This is a genomic window from Pseudochrobactrum sp. XF203, from assembly GCF_020341615.1.
Taxonomy (GTDB): Bacteria; Pseudomonadota; Alphaproteobacteria; order Rhizobiales; family Rhizobiaceae; genus Pseudochrobactrum; species Pseudochrobactrum saccharolyticum.
In genome coordinates this window covers 365,793-385,240 of record NZ_CP084392.1, presented here as the reverse complement: position 1 = coordinate 385,240, position 19,448 = coordinate 365,793, and the positions used below count along the sequence as shown (strand labels likewise).

Genomic DNA, 19,448 nt, shown 5'->3' with positions numbered 1-19,448 from the left:
TTTAATTGATATTAAATTAGTTTCACACGGCGAATGGAAGCGCCAAGAACAAGCCTTTATTCTAAAATCAGACATTAGAAGAATGAAGGGCAACATCGGGGAATCTTTAATGAAATCAGCATTCATATCAGCGGTAAGCCTGATCGCTCTGGGCATTATGACCGCTCAGGCTCCGGCGGCAGAAAAACTGCGCATCGGCACAGAAGGTGACTACAAGCCGTTCAATTATGTAACCGGCAGCGGCGAAATCAAAGGTTTTGACTATGATATCGGGCAGGCCGTCTGCGCTGAAATGAAAGTTGAGTGCGAATGGAGCACGCATGAATGGTCGGGGATTATTCCTGCCCTGCAATCCGGCAAATTTGACGTGATGATCGCCTCAATGGCAGTCAATGAAGAGCGCAAAAAACAGGTTACTTTCAGCAATCCGTATTATTTCAATGCCATGCATTTCATTGCCCGCAAGGATCTCGGCATTCAGGAAATCTCCAAAGAAGCCCTGAAAGGCAAGGTCATCGGCACTCAGTCCGGCTCGGTTGCGGTCGATACGCTCAAAGACTACTTCCCTGACAATGAAGTGAAACTCTATCCTTCGCTCAGTGAAGTATTCCTCGATATGGACAGCGGTCGTCTCGACATGGTTCTGGAAAGCCAGATGGCGCTGAGTGACTGGCTGGCGCAGGACAGCGGTAATTGCTGTGAATTTGCCGGCAAGCCTTTCATTCTGGATGCGGCACAGGGCAATGCAATGGCCGTGCGTAAAGACAGCGGCGATCTGGCAGAGCGCCTCAACACCGCGCTTGCAGCCATCATCAAAAACGGCACTTACGACAAGATCCGCCAGCAATATTTTGACTTCGACATTATGGTTCGTCCGGTCAATGCCAGCGCCTATTTGAAGTAAATCTGCACGCCTCAGATCATTTCTTCCCCCGTAGCCTGCAAACAGCGTTCCGTTCACAGGCTCATGCTTTCTGCCCTGCTCACAGCAAAAGCAGGCGGGGCAGAAAGCCTTTCGCTTGCAATATCAATACCGCATAAATGAAAGATGCCCCTATGAGCTTCAAAGTCGCCGTTCTTGAACTCAATCAGGAAACCAATACTTTTTCCAAGCTGAAGACCACTTTGAAGGACTTCCATCTCTGCCACTATTTTAAAGGACAGGAAATCGAAACCCACTGTCGCGGCACCAATTCCGAGATCGGCGGCTTTATCGAATGTTGCGAAGCCTATGGCTGGGAGCCGGTTTATACCGTTGCCGCCCGTGCCGAGCCGGGTGGCTTGGTAGAAAAATCCATGATCGAGCATTTTCAACGCGATGTGGCTGAAACGCTTGCAGGTCACAAACCGGACGGCGTGTTCATTGTTTTCCACGGCGCTATGTGCACGGAAAGCGCGGATGATGCCCAGATCGAATTGCTGCAATTTATCCGTGGTATCGTTGGCAATGATATACCGGTTGCCGGTACATTCGACTTGCACGCCAATAGCGCACCGGAAATGAGTGCGCTGCTGGATATTGCCGTTTCTTTCCGCACCTATCCGCATGTGGATATGGCTGAATGTGGCCGTAAGGCAGGTAAATTGCTTGAAGACGCGATGCGCGGTCAGATCAGCCCTGCGATTGCTGTGCGCCAGCCGCCAATGCTGAATGGCTGTAATGACGGCCGCACCACCCATGCCTGCGCCATGACAGAAATTCTGGAAATTGCAGATCAGATTGCAGCACAGGACGGTATTCTCGCCACTTCGATCAATGCCGGTTTTTATGATGCCGATGTGTTTAACACAGGCCCTTCTGCTGTGGTTTGCTATGACCGCAATAAGGTGAATGAAGCTCAAGCCGTTAGTCACGCTGAGCATCTGTGTCAGGAAATCTGGAACCGCCGCGAGGATGAGGATAACCGTTTGCAGGCACCGGAAATGCCCGAGGCAATCCGTGCACATTTTGCCAGCAACACCAAGCAAGGTCCGCTGGTAATCGCCGATTTCTCCGACAATCCGGGCTGCGGTGCCTATAGCGATGCGACCACAGTGTTGAAGGGCTTATTGGAAACCATTGCAGGACGCAGTGCCTATGGTGCTTTCTGTGACCCGCTGGCTGTTGAAGAACTGGCAGCGGCTGGTATCGGTGCGCAATGCACTGTCAGCCTTGGCGGTAAAGTTGACCCGAAAATCGGTGGCGGTGCAATTACGCTGACCGGTGAAGTCATTGCCATTTCAGACGGCAATATCACTTTTGAGGGCCCGATGTTTCAGGGATTGCCTGCCTCACTGGGTAAAAGCGTCTGTTTCCGCGTCGGCAATACTGATATGCTGATCTCATCAGAACGTCAGCAAATGCTGGATAAAAACCTGTTCCGCAGTGTCGGCATTGAACCTGCTGATTATGATATTGTGGTAGTGAAATCCCAGCAGCATTTCCGCGCCGCTTTCGGGCCGATTGCCTCAGCGATTATCGAAGTGGATGCCGATGGGTTGAGCACAGCCAATCTCGGTGCCCGCGATTATAAAAAACTGCGTCGTCCGATCTATCCGCTGAACGCGGAAGCAACATTCAGCGTCTGACCAGTAAATCACATAACAACAAAACCGGCTTTGCCTTGCATGGCCGGTTTTGTTTTGTCTGCTTCAATCCTGTTTTTAAGCTGGTCATTTGTATTGGGGAACAGTTATAGAAAACTGTCCTTTAAAAACATAAAGCTGCACAGACCATGGAACTTCGCTCCCTCGCCTATTTTGTTCTGGCCTGCCAGTATTATAATCATGCAGAAGCGGCCAAAGCCGAGCAGATTTCACCCTCCACACTCAGCACCGCAATTTCTGCGCTTGAGACGGAATTGGGGCTGGAGCTTTTTGTGCGCGGCCCCAAAGGTCTGGTGCCAAGCGAAGCAGGACGCTGGCTGTTTCAGCAGGCAACTGCGACCTTGCAGGCAGTAGAAACCGCCTTCTCCGGCAAGGCCATTTCAACTTCGCTGAAAGTCAGCTCACCGCTGCATTTCATGTTCGGCAAATTGTCCCGTGCGGCAACGGCTGCCGTGCGCCCGTTCCGGCTTTCCCATCCTGAATATTATGCACAAGTGCATTTCCGCTCACCTCTCATCAGCGCTTTCGACACCAGTAAACCTGAGAATACAGATATTCTGCTGGGCTATGCTTCGCAAAATGGCAGCGAGCAAGAACAATTTCTGTTTGATGATGAGTGGATTGCCGTTGCAGGCGGCCTTGTGCCCGATGAAGATCAGGCTCCGCTCAGCCCTGAGGATTTACGCAATTACAGCCTGTGGCTGCCGCCGCTCTTACCAGCCGAAGAAGCCCGTATCCGCGCCTATTGCCGCCAGCATGATCTGCCTGCACCGGAGATGACGTCGGAAGATGTGGGGATTTTCACTCGTCTCAAGCAAGCCAAGCAGCCGGTACTCCTGCTGGCGCCGCATAGTCTGCTTGCCAGCGGCATCAGCCGCAATGATCTTGCCGTACTGCAATTGCAGAACCCGTTACATAGCCCTGTCACAGCCAAAATCACCACCAAAGATGAAAAGCTGACTGTCGTCGCACAGGACTTTATCAAGCTGGTGCGTGAAGAACTGAGCAGACAGACTGTAACGCTCTATAATCCGCCGGTATCGCTGCGCGATATTCAGAGTATTCTGACGCTCTATCATTGCCGTAATATGAGCGAAGCCGCCCGCAGGCTCAATCAGACCCAGCCTGCCTTGTCCGCACAATTGCGCAAGACAGAGCAATTGATGGGCACAGCCCTGTTTGCCCGTCATTATAAAGGCCTGCACCCGCTGCCGACTGCAGTGCATAAAGCGCCTTTGCTGCAAAGCGTCCTCAATCTGGCTGATGCGATCCGTCAAGGTGCGCAGCAAATTGCGGTGATGGATGAGCCGGTAATTTCTTTCGGCCTCAGCCCGATGGTCTTGCTCAGCCCAATGAGCGCCACTGCCATCAGCAATGCGATGCGGGAATGGCAGCGCCTGTGCCCGCATGTGCTTTTGAAAGTGAGTGAGGCACCGGCGCATGTTCTGCAAGAACGATTGAAGCAGGGAGAGTGCTCCATTGCACTTATGGAGAGCACGACACATCCTGAAAATGCTGCATTTTTAACCGATCTGGGACCGCTGCAATATATTTCCGATATTGATGCAGAGGACGCACCGCTGGCTTTGCCTACTACCGGTGACAGTATCCGCAATGCTTTAATGCAAATGCCGGAAGCGGCCGACTATCAACCAGCGCTGGAAACCCAGTCTTTACAATTATGTCTGGCTCTCGCAGGCAACGGCTATAGCACAATTATCCCTGCCGCGCTGGCAGACAATATAAGCTCCGCCAAGCCTTTATTACAGCACATCCTGCCGGATGCACCGCATTTCTATCTGACTGCGGGCACCAGCGGCACCCGCAATCTCAATGAGCCGGAGCATATTTTGCTCGCTTGTTTGCGTAAGGCGTTTCAGGCAGCCAACTGACGATAGGCTGCCATATAGGCTTCTGCTTGACCGAAACTATGCTCATTCACCAGCAGGCGTTTGACCAGCGGGGAAATTGCACATTCCTCGGTCATGCCGATACCACCGTGAAGCTGAACGGCCTCCTGCGCGATATGACGGGCTGACCACAAAGTCTGCACCCATGCGGCAAGCGTCAGAGCACGGGCATCTTCCGCACCACTATCCTGCGCTTCCGCCGCGGCTTCCACCAAGGCTTTTGCCTCATCCAGTGCCACCGACATATCCACAAGACGGAACTGAATGGTCTGAAACGAGCCAAGCGCTTTGCCGAACTGCTTGCGCATCCGCATATAATCCAGTGTCTGGCGATAAAGATTATCCATCGCGCCAAGACTGTCTGCGGCAACAGCAATCAGAACATCTGCGGCGCAGGCTTCAATGCGCTGTCGTGCATCAGCACCGGAGAGTAGAACCTGAATATCCGCCGGTGCAATATCTGCCGTGATCTCACTCATCGTCCGGCCGTCAATCATCGACAACTGACGGAACTGCGCCTTTTCCGCAGAGACCAGACACAAAGCAACGCCATCGCTTTTCTGCACCAGACACAACAGTTTTTCCGGCTCCGGCGCACCAAAGACTTGAAGCTTGTTGAGTGCCAGACCAGTGTCGGCCAATTCCGGCAGGTTCGCGGGTTTAATCCCCTGCGCTGCTGTAGCCAGTTGACCGGCAATGCCTAAGCGCATCTCGCCTGCGAGAAAGCTTTCCAGCAATGGTGCAACATCCGGATTGCTCTTCTGCGCTTCACATAGCAGGTTTGCTGTCAGTGCCGCACCGCAGGCAAAATCCACCGGCAAGGCAACACTTCCCAGAGCTTGTGCCACCGCTGCCAGACCTTCTGCGCCCAGCTCCGCACCACCCGATACCTCCGGCAGCGCAAGACCAATCAGCCCCATTTCCGCAATCTGCGGCCACAGATCGAGATCCGTCTGCGGCAATCCATTTTCCGGTGTGTGATCAGCAGCAAAGCGGCTCACAAAATCCGTCAGCATCCGCAATTCGTCTGCTTTTTCTTCACATGTTTTCTGCATATCCGCTCTCCTCACCTTAAACCCAGAACCTGCTTGGCAAGGATCATGCGCTGAATTTCATTTGATCCGCCCCAGATCGTCAGCTTGCGCAAGTTGAGCCACGCAGCAGCGGCACCGGCAGCCGCCGGATTTTCCGCATCTGCCTCACCATCAAGAAATGTCTCACTGTAAGGCAGCACCTGCGAACCGAAAATATCCAACCGCAGCTGTGACAGTTCCTGAGCAATTTCAGTACCGCGGATTTTGAGTTTCGAGGCTTCAGGGCCCGGATTTTCACCCGCTTCACTCTGCGACAGCAGTTTCAGCTCCATATGCTCCAGTGCCAGACGCTGGATTTCAATCCGCGTCATGCGATCCTGCAACAGCGGATCATTCGCTACACCAAGACGTGCGGCATCTTCTTTCAACTCACCGAGAATACGCTTGGAACGCGCAGCACCGGACATGGAAAAACGCTCATATTCGAGCAGATATTTGCCATAGCCCCAGCCTTCTCCTTCGGTACCAATCAGGTTTTCAACCGGCACACGCACATCATTGAAAAACACTTCGTTAAACTCGGCCTCACCATCCAATGTACGGATCGGGCGGACTGTAATACCGGGAGTGCGCATATCAATCAGCAGAAAGGAAATGCCCTGCTGCGGACGTTCGCCTTTATGCGTCCGTACCAGACAGAAAATCCAGTCTGCCCATTGCGCCCATGTTGTCCAGATTTTCTGGCCATTGACCACATAATGATCACCATCCCGCACAGCGGAAGTTGTCAGCGAAGCCAGATCAGACCCTGCCCCTGGTTCGGAATAGCCCTGACACCAGAATGTCCGGTTCTCGCGAATGTCCGGCAGAAAACGCGCCCGCTGATCGTCATTACCAAAGGAGTGGATAACAGGCCCCGCCATAGCAATGCCGAACTGACACGGATGCGGTGCACAAATCGCACCATATTCCTGCTCAAACAAATAGCGTTGCACCGGTGTCAGACCGGTTCCGCCCATCTCTTTGCTCCAGCCGATAGCATACCAGTTGCGCGCTGCCAGCACTTCCTGCCAGCCGGTCAGATCTTCTTTGGTCAGGCGAATATTATGCCGCACCTTACAGGCCAGCGTTTCCGGCAGATTGGCTCGCAAATAAGTGCGTGCATCCGCTGCGAATGCGCGGTCGGCATCCGTAATCTGTAGTCCCATTCCCTTACTCCGTCCCTTAAATCACAAGGATAATCAGACAATACCGGCGCTTGTCAGCGCACTGATCTGTGTCTCATCCATATCCAGAAATTCCCGCAGAATATCCGCACCATCAGCGCCCAGTTCCGGTGCCTGCCGGATATCCCCGCGCGGCAAGCCGTCAAAATGCACCGGCTGTTCCGGCACCAGAAGCTTACCTAATTGCGGATGTTCAACTTCATGCAGCAATTGGCGATGCTGCGCATGGGCACTTTGTGCAGCCTCATCCACCGCCCAGATTTCTGACACCGGCAAGCCGGCTTTGCCGAGCTTTTCCACCACTTCCGAAGCAGTGTAGTGCCGCGACCAGTCTTCAATCTCAGCCTGCAAAGCATCGCGATTCTGGCTGCGCAACTGATCGGAAGCAAAGCGCGGATCTTCCGCCAGATGCGGTTTGTCCAGCGCCTCTGCGAGACGGGCGAACAAAGCCTTGTTGGCAACCGCGAGAATGAAAGGCGCATCCGATGCAGCAAACGCACCAAAAGGTGCTGACAGCGGATGTTGATTGCCGAAGCGTGCAGGCCGGTTACCGCTGCCCTGCCATCCGGCGAGCACCGTCGGCAACAGACTGAACAAAGCATCAAACATCGCCACATCAATCCGTGCGCCCTGTCCGGTAACCGAGCGGCGGTAAAGTGCAGCAGAAATGGCCTGCGCCGCATAAATACCGGAAACAATATCTCCGATGGAGTCGCCAACCAGCGTCGGTGCACCGGCTGCCTCACCGGTCACGCTCATCATGCCGGACAGCGCCTGCGCCACCACATCATAGCTCGGTATAGCGGCCATCGGCCCTTGCTGGCCAAAGCCTGAAACAGAGCAATAGACCAGATCAGGTTTCAGCGCCTGCAACTGTTCTGCACCAATGCCCAAACGATCTGCCACACCCGGGCGGAAATTTTCCAGCACCACGTCGGCTTTCAGCGCCAGTTCCTGTGCGATCTTCACCGCTTCCGGCTGGCGCAGATCGAGTTTCAGGCTGCGCTTATTGCGGTTAAACAACTGAAAATTGATGCTTTGATTGTTACGCACCGCGCCCATATAGCGCTGATCGTCGCCCTGCGGCGGCTCAACCTTAATGATCTGTGCGCCCTGATCCGCCAGAATGGCCGAGCAAAACGGCCCAGCCAAAACGCGGGAAAAATCCAGCACCGTAATACCCGCAAAAGGCTTCTGCTGCTTCACCATTCCAATTCCTCCATACCGGAGACAAGAATAAGAAACCGTGCCATGCCTTGTGAAATAGTGATACGGCAATCAGGCTATAAAATTTACCGAATTATCCCGTGCAACTGAGCAGTGCCGCGCCGCCTGTCAGTCCCGCCCCTGCAGCTGTCAGCAGGATCAAATCGCCTTTGCTATATTGTTTCCCCCCCAGAGACAGGCTGAGCGGAATGGTCGCCGCTGATGAGTTGCCATAGTCACTGATCGTGCGGGCGGTCACCGCATTGCTCAGTTGTAACTGTTCTGCCACCGCATCAAAAATCCGCGCATTGGCCTGATGCGGCACAAAATGATTGATCGCGTTAGATGCAACATGGACTTGTTGTAAAACTGTGTTGCCACATTCGGTCATGGTCTTCACCGCTTGTGCAAACATGGTACGGCCATCGCGCATCGTCATCAATGTTTCACCTGCCGGAATGCCGATCAGATCATAGTGACTGCCGTCACTGGTAAGTGTGGAACTGACCAAACTACAAAACCCGCTTTGGGATGGTGCCAGAACAACGGCTCCAGCCGCATCGCCGAACATCACGGCAGACGCCCGCTCCTGCCGGTTGATACGGCGTGAGAGAATATTTGCCGCAACAATCAGCACGGCTTTTCCCTGCATACGCACCAATGCATCCCCCATCACCAGCGCATAGAGAAAACCGGAACAGGCACCGGCAAGATCAACCGCACCGGCATCTGACAGCCCTAATTTATGTGCCAGCAAAGGTGCAGAAGGCGGCAAAAGATGATCGGGCGTTGATGTCGCCAGCAAGACCATTCCGATTTCAGATTGAGCTATACCAGCATTTGCCAGCGCCATGCGTCCGGCCTTTGCTGCCAGATCCGTCAGTGTCTCACCATCCTCAACCCAATAACGACTGCGGATGCCGGTGCGGCGTTCAATCCAACCGCTCTCAATTCCAAACCCGGCTTCGATCTCTGCGTTGAAAACCTGACGCTTTGGAACAGCATGACCGAAGCCGATAATGGAAGACGGATAAAACCCGCTCATAATTTGCCGCTTTGCAACAGGTCAACCGCCTCATCAATCAACTGATAGCTACGCTGCAATTCCTGCTCGGTGACGCAATAAGGCGGCATCAGATAGAGCACATTGCCAAGTGGACGGAGCAGCACATCATGCGCACGGAAAAATGCTTTCAGCCGCAAAGCCACATTCGAGAGATAACCGCTGCTTTGCGCTTTAACATCCAGTGCTGTAATGGTTCCGCATTGACGGACATTCTCAAAACGCGGATCATTTTTGAAACGTGCCAGTTCACGGCTCTGCATCGCCTGCAAATTTTGTACGCGTTGCAGAACCGGCTCCTCACGCCAGATTTGCACATTAGCAAGCCCTGCCGTACAGGCAATCGGGTTCGCCGTATAGGAACTCGAATGATAGAAAGTGCGGCTACGATCGGTTGAGAGATGCGCTTCGAATATTTCCGGTACACACAGCGTCGCCGCCAGAGGCAGCGCCCCGCCGGTAATACCCTTAGAGAGGCACAAAATATCCGGTGTGATACCGGCCTGCTCACTGGCAAACAAAGTGCCGGTGCGGCCCCAACCGGTCATTACCTCATCGCAGATCAATAAAACCCCATGCGCCTCGGCAATCACTTTCAACTGCCGCAGCACAAAAGCCGGATAGATTTTCATGCCACCTGCGCCAAGCACCAGCGGTTCAACGATTAATGCAGCCAGTTGTCCGCCACGACAGAGCCGCTCAAATGCATCCAGTGTTTGCTGTTCCTGCCCCTCAGATGGAAACGGAATTGTCGCCACATCATAAAGCAGCGCGCCATAGGCTGCATTAAACACGCCGCGCTCACCGGCAGACATAGTGCCGATCGTGTCACCGTGATAGCTGCACGCCATCACTGCAATTTTGGAACGTGGTTCACCGCGATTATGGAAATAGCCCAGCGCCATTTTCAGCGCCACTTCCACGCAGGTCGAACCGCTGTCGGAATAGAACACATGAGACAGACCATGTGGCGCGATGCGGATCAGCTCCTGCGCTAATTGCTCCGCCGGTTCATGGCTGTATTCTGCAAAGATGATCTGGTCGTATTGTTCTGTTGCTTCACGAATTGCCTGCATGATCGGTGGCGTGCGGTGACCATGTGTAATCACCCACCAGGACGAGATCAAATCCAGAATTTTGCGCCCGTCCTCATCGGTCAAATAAGCGCCTTCTGTGCGAGCAATCTTTTTTGTGACCGGCTCCAGCAGATGCTGGGTAAACGGATGCCAGACCGGCGATGAATAATGGCTCATCGGTCACCTCCGATAAAATCATGCAGATTAAAGTTCTCTGTAAACGCTTGAGCCAATGTCTGCGGGTTCAGATCATCCAGCACCGGCAGACGACCAAGGCGGCGCACTTTGCCCAGTTCACAAATGATCCCTTCACTGTCCTCATGCGCATGGTCGATAAAGGCCACGCCGAGCACCGGAATATTGCGACTGCGCAGAGCCTCCAGCGACAAAAGACTATGATTGATTGTGCCAAGCTGCGTTCGGGCGCAGAGAATAACCGGCAGCTGCCAGCGGGTGAAGATATCAAGATAAGTCTGGTTGCGTGTGAGCGGCACCATCAGGCCACCTGCACCTTCCACCACCAGAGGCCGGTCGCAATGCGGGATATTCAATACTGCGGGATCGATTTCCACCCCCTCGGCTTGTGCTGAGAGATGGGGTGAAGCAGGTAATTGCAAGCGCCACTGCTCCGGCAGAACAGGGCATTGCGGCGCCAGACGACGCACAGTCTTGCTGTCGGTCCCTTCCTCAAGGCCGGATTGCACCGGCTTCCAATAGCTGCCTTGCAAAGCCTGTGTGAGGGCTGCGCTGAAGATGGTTTTGCCGACACCGGTATCAGTACCACTGACAATAAATACGGGATTATTCATAGGAACTTACACTCTGTTTCAGCACTTCAGCCATACGGGTGATCTGTGCCTCATCAACATTTAACGTGATGGAAATACGCAGCCGCGCAGTATCGAATGGCACTGTCGGCGGACGAATGGCGCGAATATCAAAACCATGATCTTGCATAGCCTCAGCCATTGCCACTGTGCGTTGATTGTCACCAATCAGATAGGGAATGATCTGCGAACCGCTTGGTTGCAAATAGTGTTCTGCATGGCGAATGAGTGCCTGTAATTTCTCACGCCGCTGCGGTTCTGCAGCCAACGCCTTCAGGCTGCCACGCACAATCGCTGCCTGCAAAGGCGCTGGCGCAGTGGAAAAAATAAAGCCCCGTGCACGATTGATCAGCACATCAATCAAAGGCTTGGCCGCACAAAGCAGTGCACCGGAAGCGCCAAGTGCCTTGCCGCAAGTATGCAGGATCAGAACATTGTCCCGCCCCGCCAGCTCTGCCGCCAAGCCTCGCCCGTCTGTGCCAAACACGCCGGTCGCATGCGCTTCATCAATATAAAGAAAACAGTCATAATGATCTGCCAAAGCACTCAGCTCTGCGAGCGGAGCAAAATCACCATCCATCGAATAGAGGCTTTCAACCACCAGCCAGAGATGGCCGCTTTTCTCAATTGCACGAAACTGCCGGATGGCCGCTTCAAATGCCGCAATATCATTGTGCGGCACGCTTTGGGTCTTCGCTTTGCCAGTCTGCATACCGGCATGAATACTGGCATGGATCAGCGCATCATAAAGCACCAGATCGCCAGCTTGGGGGAGCGTTGCAAATACCGCCTGATTAGCGTCGAACCCGCTGGCGAAGTACAAAACCTGAGGTGCTTTGAAAAAAGCAGCAGCTTCCGCCTCCAGCGCTTCATGCTCCGGATGATTGCCACGCAACAAACGTGAACCGCCGGAGCCGACCGGCACGCCACGCTCCAGCGCCTGACTGGCAATATTGCGTAAATAGTCCGAGCCAGCCAATGCCAGATAATCATTGGATGAGAAATCTGCACCTTGCGCCACGTTGAGACTACGCAGCCGTCCCTTGCTTTCAAGCCGTTGCAATATCGCATTGTAAGGCTGCATCAGCATGTGCAGCTTTCCTCAGCCACAGTCTCAGCCTGCATGCCCAAACGCTTCAACAAATCCGCATCGCGGTCATCGCCGGCATTGGCGGCTGTCAGCAGAACATCGCCGATGAAAATCGAATTGGCACCGGCGAAGAAACACATTGCCTGCATTTCATCGCTCATATTGCTGCGCCCTGCGGTAAGCCGCACATGGGATGTCGGCATCATAATCCGCGCCAAGGCGATAATGCGGATGAAAGCAATGGAATCCACCGGTTTGGCATTGGCAAGTTTGGAGCCTTCAATCGGGATCAGCATATTGATCGGTACGCTTTGCGGCACTTCCTCAAGATTGGCCAGCGTCACCAGCATATTAACGCGATCCTGCTCGCTCTCCCCCATACCGAGAATGCCACCGGAACAGACATTGATACCGGCCATACGTACATTATCCAGCGTGTCCAGCCGGTCTGCGAAAGTGCGGGTGGTGATAATCTGCGGGTAGAATTCCTCAGACGTATCAATATTATGGTTGTAATAATCCAAGCCCGCCGCACCTAGACGCTGTGCCTGCGGCAGTGACAACATGCCGAGCGTCATGCAGGTTTCCATGCCCATGGCTTTGACGCCCTGAACCATCGCAACGACCATATCCATGTCGCGCTCTTTCGGACTGCGCCATGCCGCTCCCATGCAATAGCGCGTCGCACCGGCCGCTTTTGCCTGCCGAGCTTCAGCCAGCACACGCTCGACTTCCATCAATTTGGACGCCTTCAGGCCGGTCGGATTATGCGCTGATTGGTTGCAATAAAAGCAATCCTCAGGACAGCCGCCGGTTTTGATACTCAGCAATTTGCTCATCTGCAGGCGGTTCGGATCAAAATTCTGCCGGTGGATGACATGCGCCTGAAACATCAGATCATTAAACGGCAGATCATAGACGCGACGTGCCTCTTCTGCCGTCCAGCGTGTCTGAGGTGCATTCCGATGAGAAACAGGCTGAGACATGAAATATCCTTATAAAATGATGCTCGTTATAAATTATAGATAATTTTACGAGATTCGGAATTTTCACTTCAGTTAAAACGTCAAAATTGATATGTCCATATAAAAAAATCTATAAATTTATATCGCAGCAAATCCAATATTGAATTTTTATCTATAATTTGACGCAAGCCTCCTCTGATGCTCCTCCTATCAAAACTTCGTCAGCCTCATGAATTCAGTGTCTTTTGCTGCAATTTTTGTATTATGCAGGCAGTTCAGATCAGAACCGCAAGAGAGATTTCATGGTACCGGTACATTTCAAACGCCTTTCACTCGCCATTTTGGCGCTGGGCATATCTGTTGCTTTCAGCAGCCCGCTACAGGCAACTGTACCCGCCACCGGCACCGACCACCTGAATAAAGCCTTGCAGGAATTTATTGTGCGGCTGGAAGAAACCAAGCGCACCAAACTCCCGCCACGCCTGTCCAACAGTCAGGATGCGCCTGTGCTTGAAGACTTGTGGAATGTGCCGGCAATTATCGGTCAGGCACCCTATCAGGCGAGCGATTTGCCAATATTGATGGATATTATTCAGCAGCAGGCACAGGTGACCAAGGCCTATGTGTCCTTCTCGACTGACCCGCAAAAACCGGCAGATACCGAGAAAAACAGCATCGCTTTTCAGGATGAAATCACCCGCTCTTCTGCCGCTATGGTCAGTTTCATTGCTGCCGCCCTCGAAGCCGCAGGCGACTATGCCGAAACACTGAAAACGACAAGCAACGGCAAAGCACAAACGGATACAATTCTTAAATTGCGGCTCGGCTTGCAGCAGGTCATTAATGGTTCTGCGCTGATGTTAAGCAATCCGGAACTCAATGCCCATAATCAGGAAAGACTGGCGCAAGCACTGGCAGATAATGCCCCTGCAATTGCAAAAGCTATCTCCTTGCAAGATCGTAAAATGCTGAGCAATATTATCGAGCGCGCCAAACCGGTCTTGCGCGATACTGCACGTCAATCCGCTGGCCGGTTTATTTCTGCTATGGAAAATAAAGACTGCACCGGCCTTTGCATATTGCATTGAAACTAAAGGGAAAATAACTGATGAAACCAGTCTGGCTGGAAAAATTCTGGAGTTCCCTGTCGCTGATCGGGATGTTGCTCGGCACACTTTTCTTTGCAGCCTCACTCACACCATCGCTGGTGCCGCGCCCCTTTCTGATACAGGGCGTGCTGTCGGGCGCCTGTTTCGCCATTGGTTACGGGATCGGTGTGTTTCTGTTCTGGCTGTGGAATTATCTGCAATTGCCGAAGCCTAAAGGCCGAATTTCCACGATCATCAAAATTACTGCCATGGCCGTGACCATCATCACAGCTATGGTGTTTCTGTCGCATGCGGCAGACGGGCAGAATTCCATCCGCAGTCTGATGGGATTGGAAAAAGTTGAAAGCGCGCATCCGCTGAAAACCGGCCTGATTGCGCTGATTACTTTTGTTATTCTGATCGCGCTTGCGCGTTTATTTCAGCTGATTTATCGCAGCTCCAGCCGCTGGCTCGATCGCTATATCCCGCCACGCCTGTCACGTTTTACCGGCTTTCTGATTGCTGCCGTGATTTTCAGCATGGCAATCAATGGCGTGCTATTCCGCTTTGGCCTGCATGTGATGGATTCTTCCTACCGTCAATTTGATGCGCTGATGGAAGCGGAAGTCCCGCAACCGCAAGACCCGCTGAAAAGCGGCAGCGCCGCCTCGCTGGTCAAATGGGATGAGTTGGGACGCATGGGACGCAGCTATGTCAGCTCCGGCCCTGATGCGCAGCAGATCAGCAATTTCACCGGCCGCCCAGCACAAAATCCGCTGCGCGTCTATGTGGGCTTACGCTCGGCTGAAACTGCCAAGGAACGCGCCAAACTTGCGCTTCAGGAGATGATCCGTGTCGGTGCATTTGACCGCTCTCTGCTGCTGGTGACCATTCCGACCGGCACCGGCTGGGTCGATGAAATGGGCATTGATCCGGTGGAATATCTCCATGACGGTGATATTGCCAGCGTTGCGGTGCAATATTCCTATCTAGCCAGCTGGCTTTCGCTGCTCGTTGAGCCGGGCTATGGCAGTGAAACCGCGACGGCTCTGTTTGACGAGGTTTATGATCACTGGACCAAGCTGCCAAAGGAAACGCGTCCGAAACTCTATCTCTATGGCCTGAGCCTTGGCGCGATGAATTCGCAGCTATCCTCGGAACTGTTTCAGGTGCTGGGCGATCCTTATCAGGGCGCTTTGTGGAGCGGCCCGCCATTCACCAGCCGTTTGTGGCGCTCCATCACCAATAACCGTAATGAAGGCACACCGGAATGGCTGCCGGAATTCCGCGATGGTTCCTATGCACGCTTCACAAATCAGAACAATGCTCTGAAACTGCCAAACAGCCATTGGGGGCCGATGCGTATTGTCTATCTGCAATATGCCAGCGATCCGATTGTGTTTTTTGATCCGAAAGACTTCTACCGCGAACCGGACTGGATGAAGGCACCGCGTGGTCCTGATGTGTCCCCGCAGCTGAAATGGTATCCGGTTGTCAGCATGTTGCAGCTGGCCATTGATCTGATGCTGGCCACTACCACGCCGATCGGTCACGGTCATGTCTATGCACCGCAGCATTATATTGACGCATGGGTAGAGGTGACTGATGTCAGCTGGTCACAGGCAGATATTGACCGGTTGAAAGAACATTTCATCGCCAAGCTGCCCAAATAATAATCATGATATGGCGGGCTTTGCCACAGCAGAGCCCGCCATAGTTTTAACTATGCAAATTGCGGCCAAGCGCCGTAAAAGCGGCCTCCTGAACAGCCTCGCCGCGTGTCGGATGCGCATGAATGGTCTGCGCCACATCTTCCAGCACAGTGCCCATTTCCAATGCCAGCGCGAAACCATTGACCAGCTCGGATACATCATGGCCAACGGCCTGTATGCCCAGCACCAGATGATTATCCGCCCGAGCGACAACACGGACAAAACCCGTTTCATCCTGCTGGGTCATGGCACGGCCATTGGCCATAAACGGAAAACTGCCGGTGACAATTTCATAGCCTTGCAATTTCGCCTGATCCGGTAACAGGCCGACGCTCACCACTTCAGGGTCAGTGAAACAGACGGACGGTATCACAGGCTCATCCAATGCCGCTTTATGTCCGGCCAGATGTTCGGCCAGCATTGCGCCCTGCGCCATTGCCCGATGCGCCAGCATCGGTTCGCCGGTCACATCACCGATTGCCCAGACATTGAGCATCGAAGTCGCGCAATATTTATCAATGCGGATGAAAGCGCCATTCATTGCCAGATCGAGACTTTCCAGTCCGAACCCGCTGATATTTGGCCGCCGACCCACAGCCACCAGAAACTTGTCCGCTTCCACCACCACCGGCGCACTGTTGCCATGCTGGTGCACCAGCAAAGAACCGCCATCTGCGCTTAATCCCCGTGCTTCACTGCGCGTCATCACGGTAACGCCCAGAGTTGTCAGCCGCTTGCGCACCGGCGTGGTCAGTTCTGCATCCCAAAGCGGCAAAATACGATCCGCTGCTTCAATAATCGTCACCTGCGAGCCGAGTTTGGCAAAAGCCGTACTCAGTTCCATGCCGATATAACCGGCACCGATCACTGCTAAGCGCTTCGGCACCTGTTCCAATGCCAGCGCATCTGTTGAGGAAATAACATTGCCACCAAAGGGCAAAGCGCCGATCTGCATCGGCAATGAGCCAGTTGCCAGAACAAGATGTTTGGTGCGGATACGGGTTGTACCGGCCTTGCCATGGACCACGATCGTTTTGCCGTCAATGATCTCTGCAGTGCCTTTCAGCACTGTGACCTTATGCTTTTTCAACAGGCCTTCAACACCGCCGGTCAGCCGCCGCACAATGGCACCTTTCCAGCTGAGCGTTTTGCCCCAATCCAGCGACACATCTCCAACGCGCAAGCCCAGCGCCGAACCGGATTGCTGAGCAAGTGCATGATGATAGGCATCGGCTGCATGGATCAATGCTTTGGAAGGGATACAGCCAATATTCAGGCAGGTGCCGCCCAGCTGTTCCTTCTCAACCAGTATCACCGGCAGTCCAAGTTGTCCGGCACGGATGGCAGCGACATAACCGGCAGGTCCACCACCGATAATCAGCACATGTGTTGCAATATCTTCCATCTCACACCTCAATGAAAAGTGTTGCGGGAACTTCAAGCAATTGCCTGATGCGGCGGATAAAAGCGGCAGCCTCATAACCATCGACCATCCGGTGATCGAAGGAGGATGACAGGTTCATCATCTTGCGCGGCACAAACTGATTATCCTGCCATTGAGGGCGTATCGCGATGCGGTTGATGCCGATAATCGCCACTTCCGGCTGATTGATGACCGGTGTTGTCACCAGCCCGCCGAGGTCACCAAGGCTGGTGACGGTAATGGTTGAGCCGGAGAGTTCTTCGCGTTTCGCCACGCCCTCCCGTGCGGCACCGGCAAGCCGTGTGATTTCTGCGGCCATTGCCCAGAGATCCATGGCTTCTGCATGATGCAGCACCGGCACCATCAGACCGGATGGCGTTTGTGTTGCCATACCGATATGAGCGGCCTGATGGCGGGTCAGCACCTGCGCTTCCTCATCATAAAGCGCATTCATCTGCGGAAAATCGCGTAGCGCCACAACCAGCGCACGGAGAATAAACGGTAGCACAGTCAGTTTACCACGCCGTTCCGCATGACTTGTATTCAATGTGCTGCGGAGAATTTCCAGATCGGTCACATCCACCTCTTCCACATAGGAAAAATGTGCGACCTCGCGGGAGGACTTCGCCATACGCTCCGCAATCTTGCGGCGCAGACCAGTGATTTTAATCTGCTCTGTGCCGTCGCGGCGTTGATAGGCCGAATTGTGCGCACTGCCGCCGCTGGCCGTAAAATGATCGAGATCATCACGGGTGATGCGCCCCGCAGGTCCGCTGCCATGCACCTGCGTGAGATCAACACCCAGTTCCCGCGCCAGCGCCCGAACGGCAGGTGATGCAAGCGGCTTGTCATGCGCTATCGTGTTTGATGGTTGTACAGCCGAAAAAACAGGTTTTTCGGGCATTGTTGGTTTTACAGGGACTGGCGGCGCAGCCTGAACCGGCGGAGGTGGCGGGGCATCATCCGCCCCAGTCCCTTCCACTTCAATTTCTACCAGCATGGCACCAACAGCCATCACCGTTCCGGCTTCCGCACCGACCTGCAGGACTGTACCCGCCACAGGCGACGGCACCTCCACCGTTGCCTTATCGGTCATCACCGCAGCCAGAAGCTGGTCTTCTGCGATGACATCACCGGCTTTGACATGCCATTCGACAATTTCAGCCTCGGCAACACCTTCGCCGATATCCGGCATTTTAATGATCTTTTTCACCATTTATGCCTCCATCACTTGCATGAGCGCCCGACCGACCCGTTCCGGCCCCGGAAAATAATCCCATTCATGAGCATGAGGATAGGGCGTATCCCAGCCGGTCACACGCAGGATCGGCGCTTCCAGTTGATAGAAACAACGCTCCTGTACTTCCGCCGCCAGTTGGGTACCGAAACCGGACAGCCGCGTGGCTTCATGAACGATCACGCAGCGTCCGGTCTTGGCGACCGAGGCCGTAATCGTCTCGATATCCAGCGGCACCAGCGAGCGCAGATCAATCACCTCGGCATCAATGCCGGTCTCGGTGACAGCCGCTTCCGCCACATGCACCATAGTGCCATAAGCCAGCACTGTAACTGCGGAGCCTTTACGCCGGATTGCCGCCTTGCCGATCGGCACCGAGTAATAGCCTTCCGGTGTTTCACTCAAAACATGCTTTGACCAAGGTACGACCGGTTGGTCGTAATGACCGTTGAAAGGCCCGTTATAAAGCCGTTTCGGTTCCAGAAAGATCACCGGATCATCATTCTCAATGGCCGAGATCAGCAAGCCTTTAGCGTCATAAGGATTGGACGGGATAATGGTCTGCAACCCCGCCACATGGGTAAACAGTGCCTCGGGACTCTGACTATGGGTTTGCGCCCCGAAAATACCGCCGCCGCACGGCATACGGATCACCATCGGCGCGGTATAATCACCGGCAGAACGAAAGCGCAGACGCGCGGCCTCCGACACGATCTGGTCATAGGCCGGATAGACATAATCGGCGAACTGGATTTCCGCTACAGGGCGCAGGCCATAGGCGCCCATACCGACTGCCACACCGACAATACCGGTTTCGGAAATCGGTGTATCGAAGCAGCGCGCCTCACCATATTTGCGTTGCAGCCCTTCTGTGCAGCGGAATACGCCGCCGAAAAAGCCTACATCCTGACCGAACACGACAACCTTATCATCGCGCTCCATCATCACATCCATCGCTTCGCGGATGGCTTCAATCATTGTGCGTCTTGGCAATACAGGTTTTGA

The 19,448-nt window shown here is 53.8% G+C and carries 16 protein-coding genes; 5 read left to right on the top strand and 11 right to left on the bottom strand.

What is annotated here, in order from left to right:
• Positions 1-109 precede the first annotated feature (109 nt).
• The 3 genes from LDL70_RS01615 (at position 110) to LDL70_RS01605 (ending at position 4,478) form a co-directional block, all read left to right on the top strand.
• Positions 110-904, top strand: coding sequence for a transporter substrate-binding domain-containing protein (locus tag LDL70_RS01615; protein ID WP_225686362.1), 795 nt, complete (start codon positions 110-112; stop codon positions 902-904).
• 152 nt (positions 905-1,056) lie between these two features.
• On the top strand, positions 1,057-2,568 hold the full coding sequence (locus LDL70_RS01610; RefSeq protein WP_225686360.1) for a M81 family metallopeptidase: 1,512 nt from the start codon (positions 1,057-1,059) through the stop codon (positions 2,566-2,568).
• Positions 2,569-2,714: 146 nt separating this feature from the next.
• Positions 2,715-4,478 carry a LysR family transcriptional regulator gene (locus tag LDL70_RS01605; protein ID WP_225686358.1) on the top strand — a complete coding sequence of 588 codons (1,764 nt, stop codon included), beginning with the start codon at positions 2,715-2,717 and terminating at the stop codon, positions 4,476-4,478.
• Here the strand turns inward: LDL70_RS01605 and LDL70_RS01600 are convergent.
• The 8 genes from LDL70_RS01600 to bioB all read right to left on the bottom strand — a co-directional run bounded on the left by LDL70_RS01600 (position 4,463) and on the right by bioB (position 13,004).
• Positions 4,463-5,551 (bottom strand): acyl-CoA dehydrogenase, encoded by a 1,089-nt coding sequence (locus tag LDL70_RS01600; protein WP_225686356.1) that lies wholly within the window; start codon positions 5,549-5,551, stop codon positions 4,463-4,465. The two genes, LDL70_RS01605 and LDL70_RS01600, sit on opposite strands and share 16 nt — an antisense overlap.
• Positions 5,552-5,562: 11 nt before the next feature.
• Positions 5,563-6,738, bottom strand: coding sequence for an acyl-CoA dehydrogenase family protein (locus LDL70_RS01595; protein ID WP_225686346.1), 1,176 nt, complete (start codon positions 6,736-6,738; stop codon positions 5,563-5,565).
• Positions 6,739-6,771: 33 nt separating this feature from the next.
• Positions 6,772-7,965: a CaiB/BaiF CoA-transferase family protein gene (locus LDL70_RS01590; RefSeq protein ID WP_225686336.1), complete on the bottom strand. Its 1,194-nt coding sequence runs from the start codon at positions 7,963-7,965 to the stop codon at positions 6,772-6,774.
• Positions 7,966-8,056: 91 nt separating this feature from the next.
• Positions 8,057-9,007 carry a beta-ketoacyl-ACP synthase III gene (locus tag LDL70_RS01585; RefSeq protein WP_225686334.1) on the bottom strand — a complete coding sequence of 317 codons (951 nt, stop codon included), beginning with the start codon at positions 9,005-9,007 and terminating at the stop codon, positions 8,057-8,059.
• Entirely contained in the window at positions 9,004-10,278 is a 1,275-nt protein-coding gene (locus LDL70_RS01580) for an adenosylmethionine--8-amino-7-oxononanoate transaminase (RefSeq protein WP_225686325.1), read from the bottom strand. The genes LDL70_RS01585 and LDL70_RS01580 overlap by 4 nt, the downstream gene beginning before the upstream one ends.
• Positions 10,275-10,910: a dethiobiotin synthase gene (bioD, locus tag LDL70_RS01575; RefSeq protein ID WP_225686323.1), complete on the bottom strand. Its 636-nt coding sequence runs from the start codon at positions 10,908-10,910 to the stop codon at positions 10,275-10,277. The genes LDL70_RS01580 and bioD overlap by 4 nt, the downstream gene beginning before the upstream one ends.
• On the bottom strand, positions 10,903-12,018 hold the full coding sequence (locus tag LDL70_RS01570; RefSeq protein WP_225686315.1) for an 8-amino-7-oxononanoate synthase: 1,116 nt from the start codon (positions 12,016-12,018) through the stop codon (positions 10,903-10,905). Before LDL70_RS01570 ends, bioD begins: the two co-directional genes overlap by 8 nt.
• Positions 12,012-13,004 (bottom strand): biotin synthase BioB, encoded by a 993-nt coding sequence (gene bioB, locus LDL70_RS01565; protein WP_225686313.1) that lies wholly within the window; start codon positions 13,002-13,004, stop codon positions 12,012-12,014. Before bioB ends, LDL70_RS01570 begins: the two co-directional genes overlap by 7 nt.
• Before the next feature lie 281 nt (positions 13,005-13,285).
• On the opposite strand from bioB, the gene LDL70_RS01560 reads away from it, so the two are divergent.
• Together LDL70_RS01560 and LDL70_RS01555 are read left to right on the top strand one after the other, a co-directional pair.
• Positions 13,286-14,071 carry a hypothetical protein gene (locus LDL70_RS01560; RefSeq protein WP_225686306.1) on the top strand — a complete coding sequence of 262 codons (786 nt, stop codon included), beginning with the start codon at positions 13,286-13,288 and terminating at the stop codon, positions 14,069-14,071.
• Between the two features lie 20 nt (positions 14,072-14,091).
• Complete coding sequence (locus tag LDL70_RS01555; protein ID WP_225686304.1) at positions 14,092-15,744, top strand: alpha/beta-hydrolase family protein; 1,653 nt, start codon at positions 14,092-14,094, stop codon at positions 15,742-15,744.
• A gap of 46 nt (positions 15,745-15,790) precedes the next feature.
• Here the strand turns inward: LDL70_RS01555 and lpdA are convergent, their stop codons facing one another.
• The 3 genes from lpdA to LDL70_RS01540 are packed head-to-tail and all read right to left on the bottom strand — an operon-like array spanning position 15,791 to position 19,436.
• Positions 15,791-17,188 (bottom strand): dihydrolipoyl dehydrogenase, encoded by a 1,398-nt coding sequence (gene lpdA, locus LDL70_RS01550; protein ID WP_225686293.1) that lies wholly within the window; start codon positions 17,186-17,188, stop codon positions 15,791-15,793.
• A 1-nt stretch (position 17,189) separates the two neighbouring features.
• Positions 17,190-18,422: a dihydrolipoamide acetyltransferase family protein gene (locus LDL70_RS01545; protein WP_225686291.1), complete on the bottom strand. Its 1,233-nt coding sequence runs from the start codon at positions 18,420-18,422 to the stop codon at positions 17,190-17,192.
• On the bottom strand, positions 18,423-19,436 hold the full coding sequence (locus tag LDL70_RS01540) for an alpha-ketoacid dehydrogenase subunit beta (protein ID WP_075654752.1): 1,014 nt from the start codon (positions 19,434-19,436) through the stop codon (positions 18,423-18,425). It lies immediately after the preceding gene.
• Between the last annotated feature and the right edge of the window lie 12 nt (positions 19,437-19,448).

What these genes read in the sequence shown, in the direction of transcription:
- LDL70_RS01545 (WP_225686291.1), bottom strand. Translation starts at nt 18,422, where the DNA reads ATGGTGAAAAAGATCATTAAAATGCCGGATATCGGCGAAGGTGTTGCC.
- LDL70_RS01590 (WP_225686336.1), bottom strand. Translation starts at nt 7,965, where the DNA reads ATGGTGAAGCAGCAGAAGCCTTTTGCGGGTATTACGGTGCTGGATTTT.
- LDL70_RS01580 (WP_225686325.1), bottom strand. Translation starts at nt 10,278, where the DNA reads ATGAGCCATTATTCATCGCCGGTCTGGCATCCGTTTACCCAGCATCTG.
- LDL70_RS01615 (WP_225686362.1), top strand. Translation starts at nt 110, where the DNA reads ATGAAATCAGCATTCATATCAGCGGTAAGCCTGATCGCTCTGGGCATT.
- lpdA (WP_225686293.1), bottom strand. Translation starts at nt 17,188, where the DNA reads ATGGAAGATATTGCAACACATGTGCTGATTATCGGTGGTGGACCTGCC.
- LDL70_RS01605 (WP_225686358.1), top strand. Translation starts at nt 2,715, where the DNA reads ATGGAACTTCGCTCCCTCGCCTATTTTGTTCTGGCCTGCCAGTATTAT.
- LDL70_RS01600 (WP_225686356.1), bottom strand. Translation starts at nt 5,551, where the DNA reads ATGCAGAAAACATGTGAAGAAAAAGCAGACGAATTGCGGATGCTGACG.
- LDL70_RS01555 (WP_225686304.1), top strand. Translation starts at nt 14,092, where the DNA reads ATGAAACCAGTCTGGCTGGAAAAATTCTGGAGTTCCCTGTCGCTGATC.
- LDL70_RS01585 (WP_225686334.1), bottom strand. Translation starts at nt 9,007, where the DNA reads ATGAGCGGGTTTTATCCGTCTTCCATTATCGGCTTCGGTCATGCTGTT.
- LDL70_RS01570 (WP_225686315.1), bottom strand. Translation starts at nt 12,018, where the DNA reads ATGCTGATGCAGCCTTACAATGCGATATTGCAACGGCTTGAAAGCAAG.
- bioD (WP_225686323.1), bottom strand. Translation starts at nt 10,910, where the DNA reads ATGAATAATCCCGTATTTATTGTCAGTGGTACTGATACCGGTGTCGGC.
- LDL70_RS01595 (WP_225686346.1), bottom strand. Translation starts at nt 6,738, where the DNA reads ATGGGACTACAGATTACGGATGCCGACCGCGCATTCGCAGCGGATGCA.
- LDL70_RS01560 (WP_225686306.1), top strand. Translation starts at nt 13,286, where the DNA reads ATGGTACCGGTACATTTCAAACGCCTTTCACTCGCCATTTTGGCGCTG.
- LDL70_RS01610 (WP_225686360.1), top strand. Translation starts at nt 1,057, where the DNA reads ATGAGCTTCAAAGTCGCCGTTCTTGAACTCAATCAGGAAACCAATACT.
- bioB (WP_225686313.1), bottom strand. Translation starts at nt 13,004, where the DNA reads ATGTCTCAGCCTGTTTCTCATCGGAATGCACCTCAGACACGCTGGACG.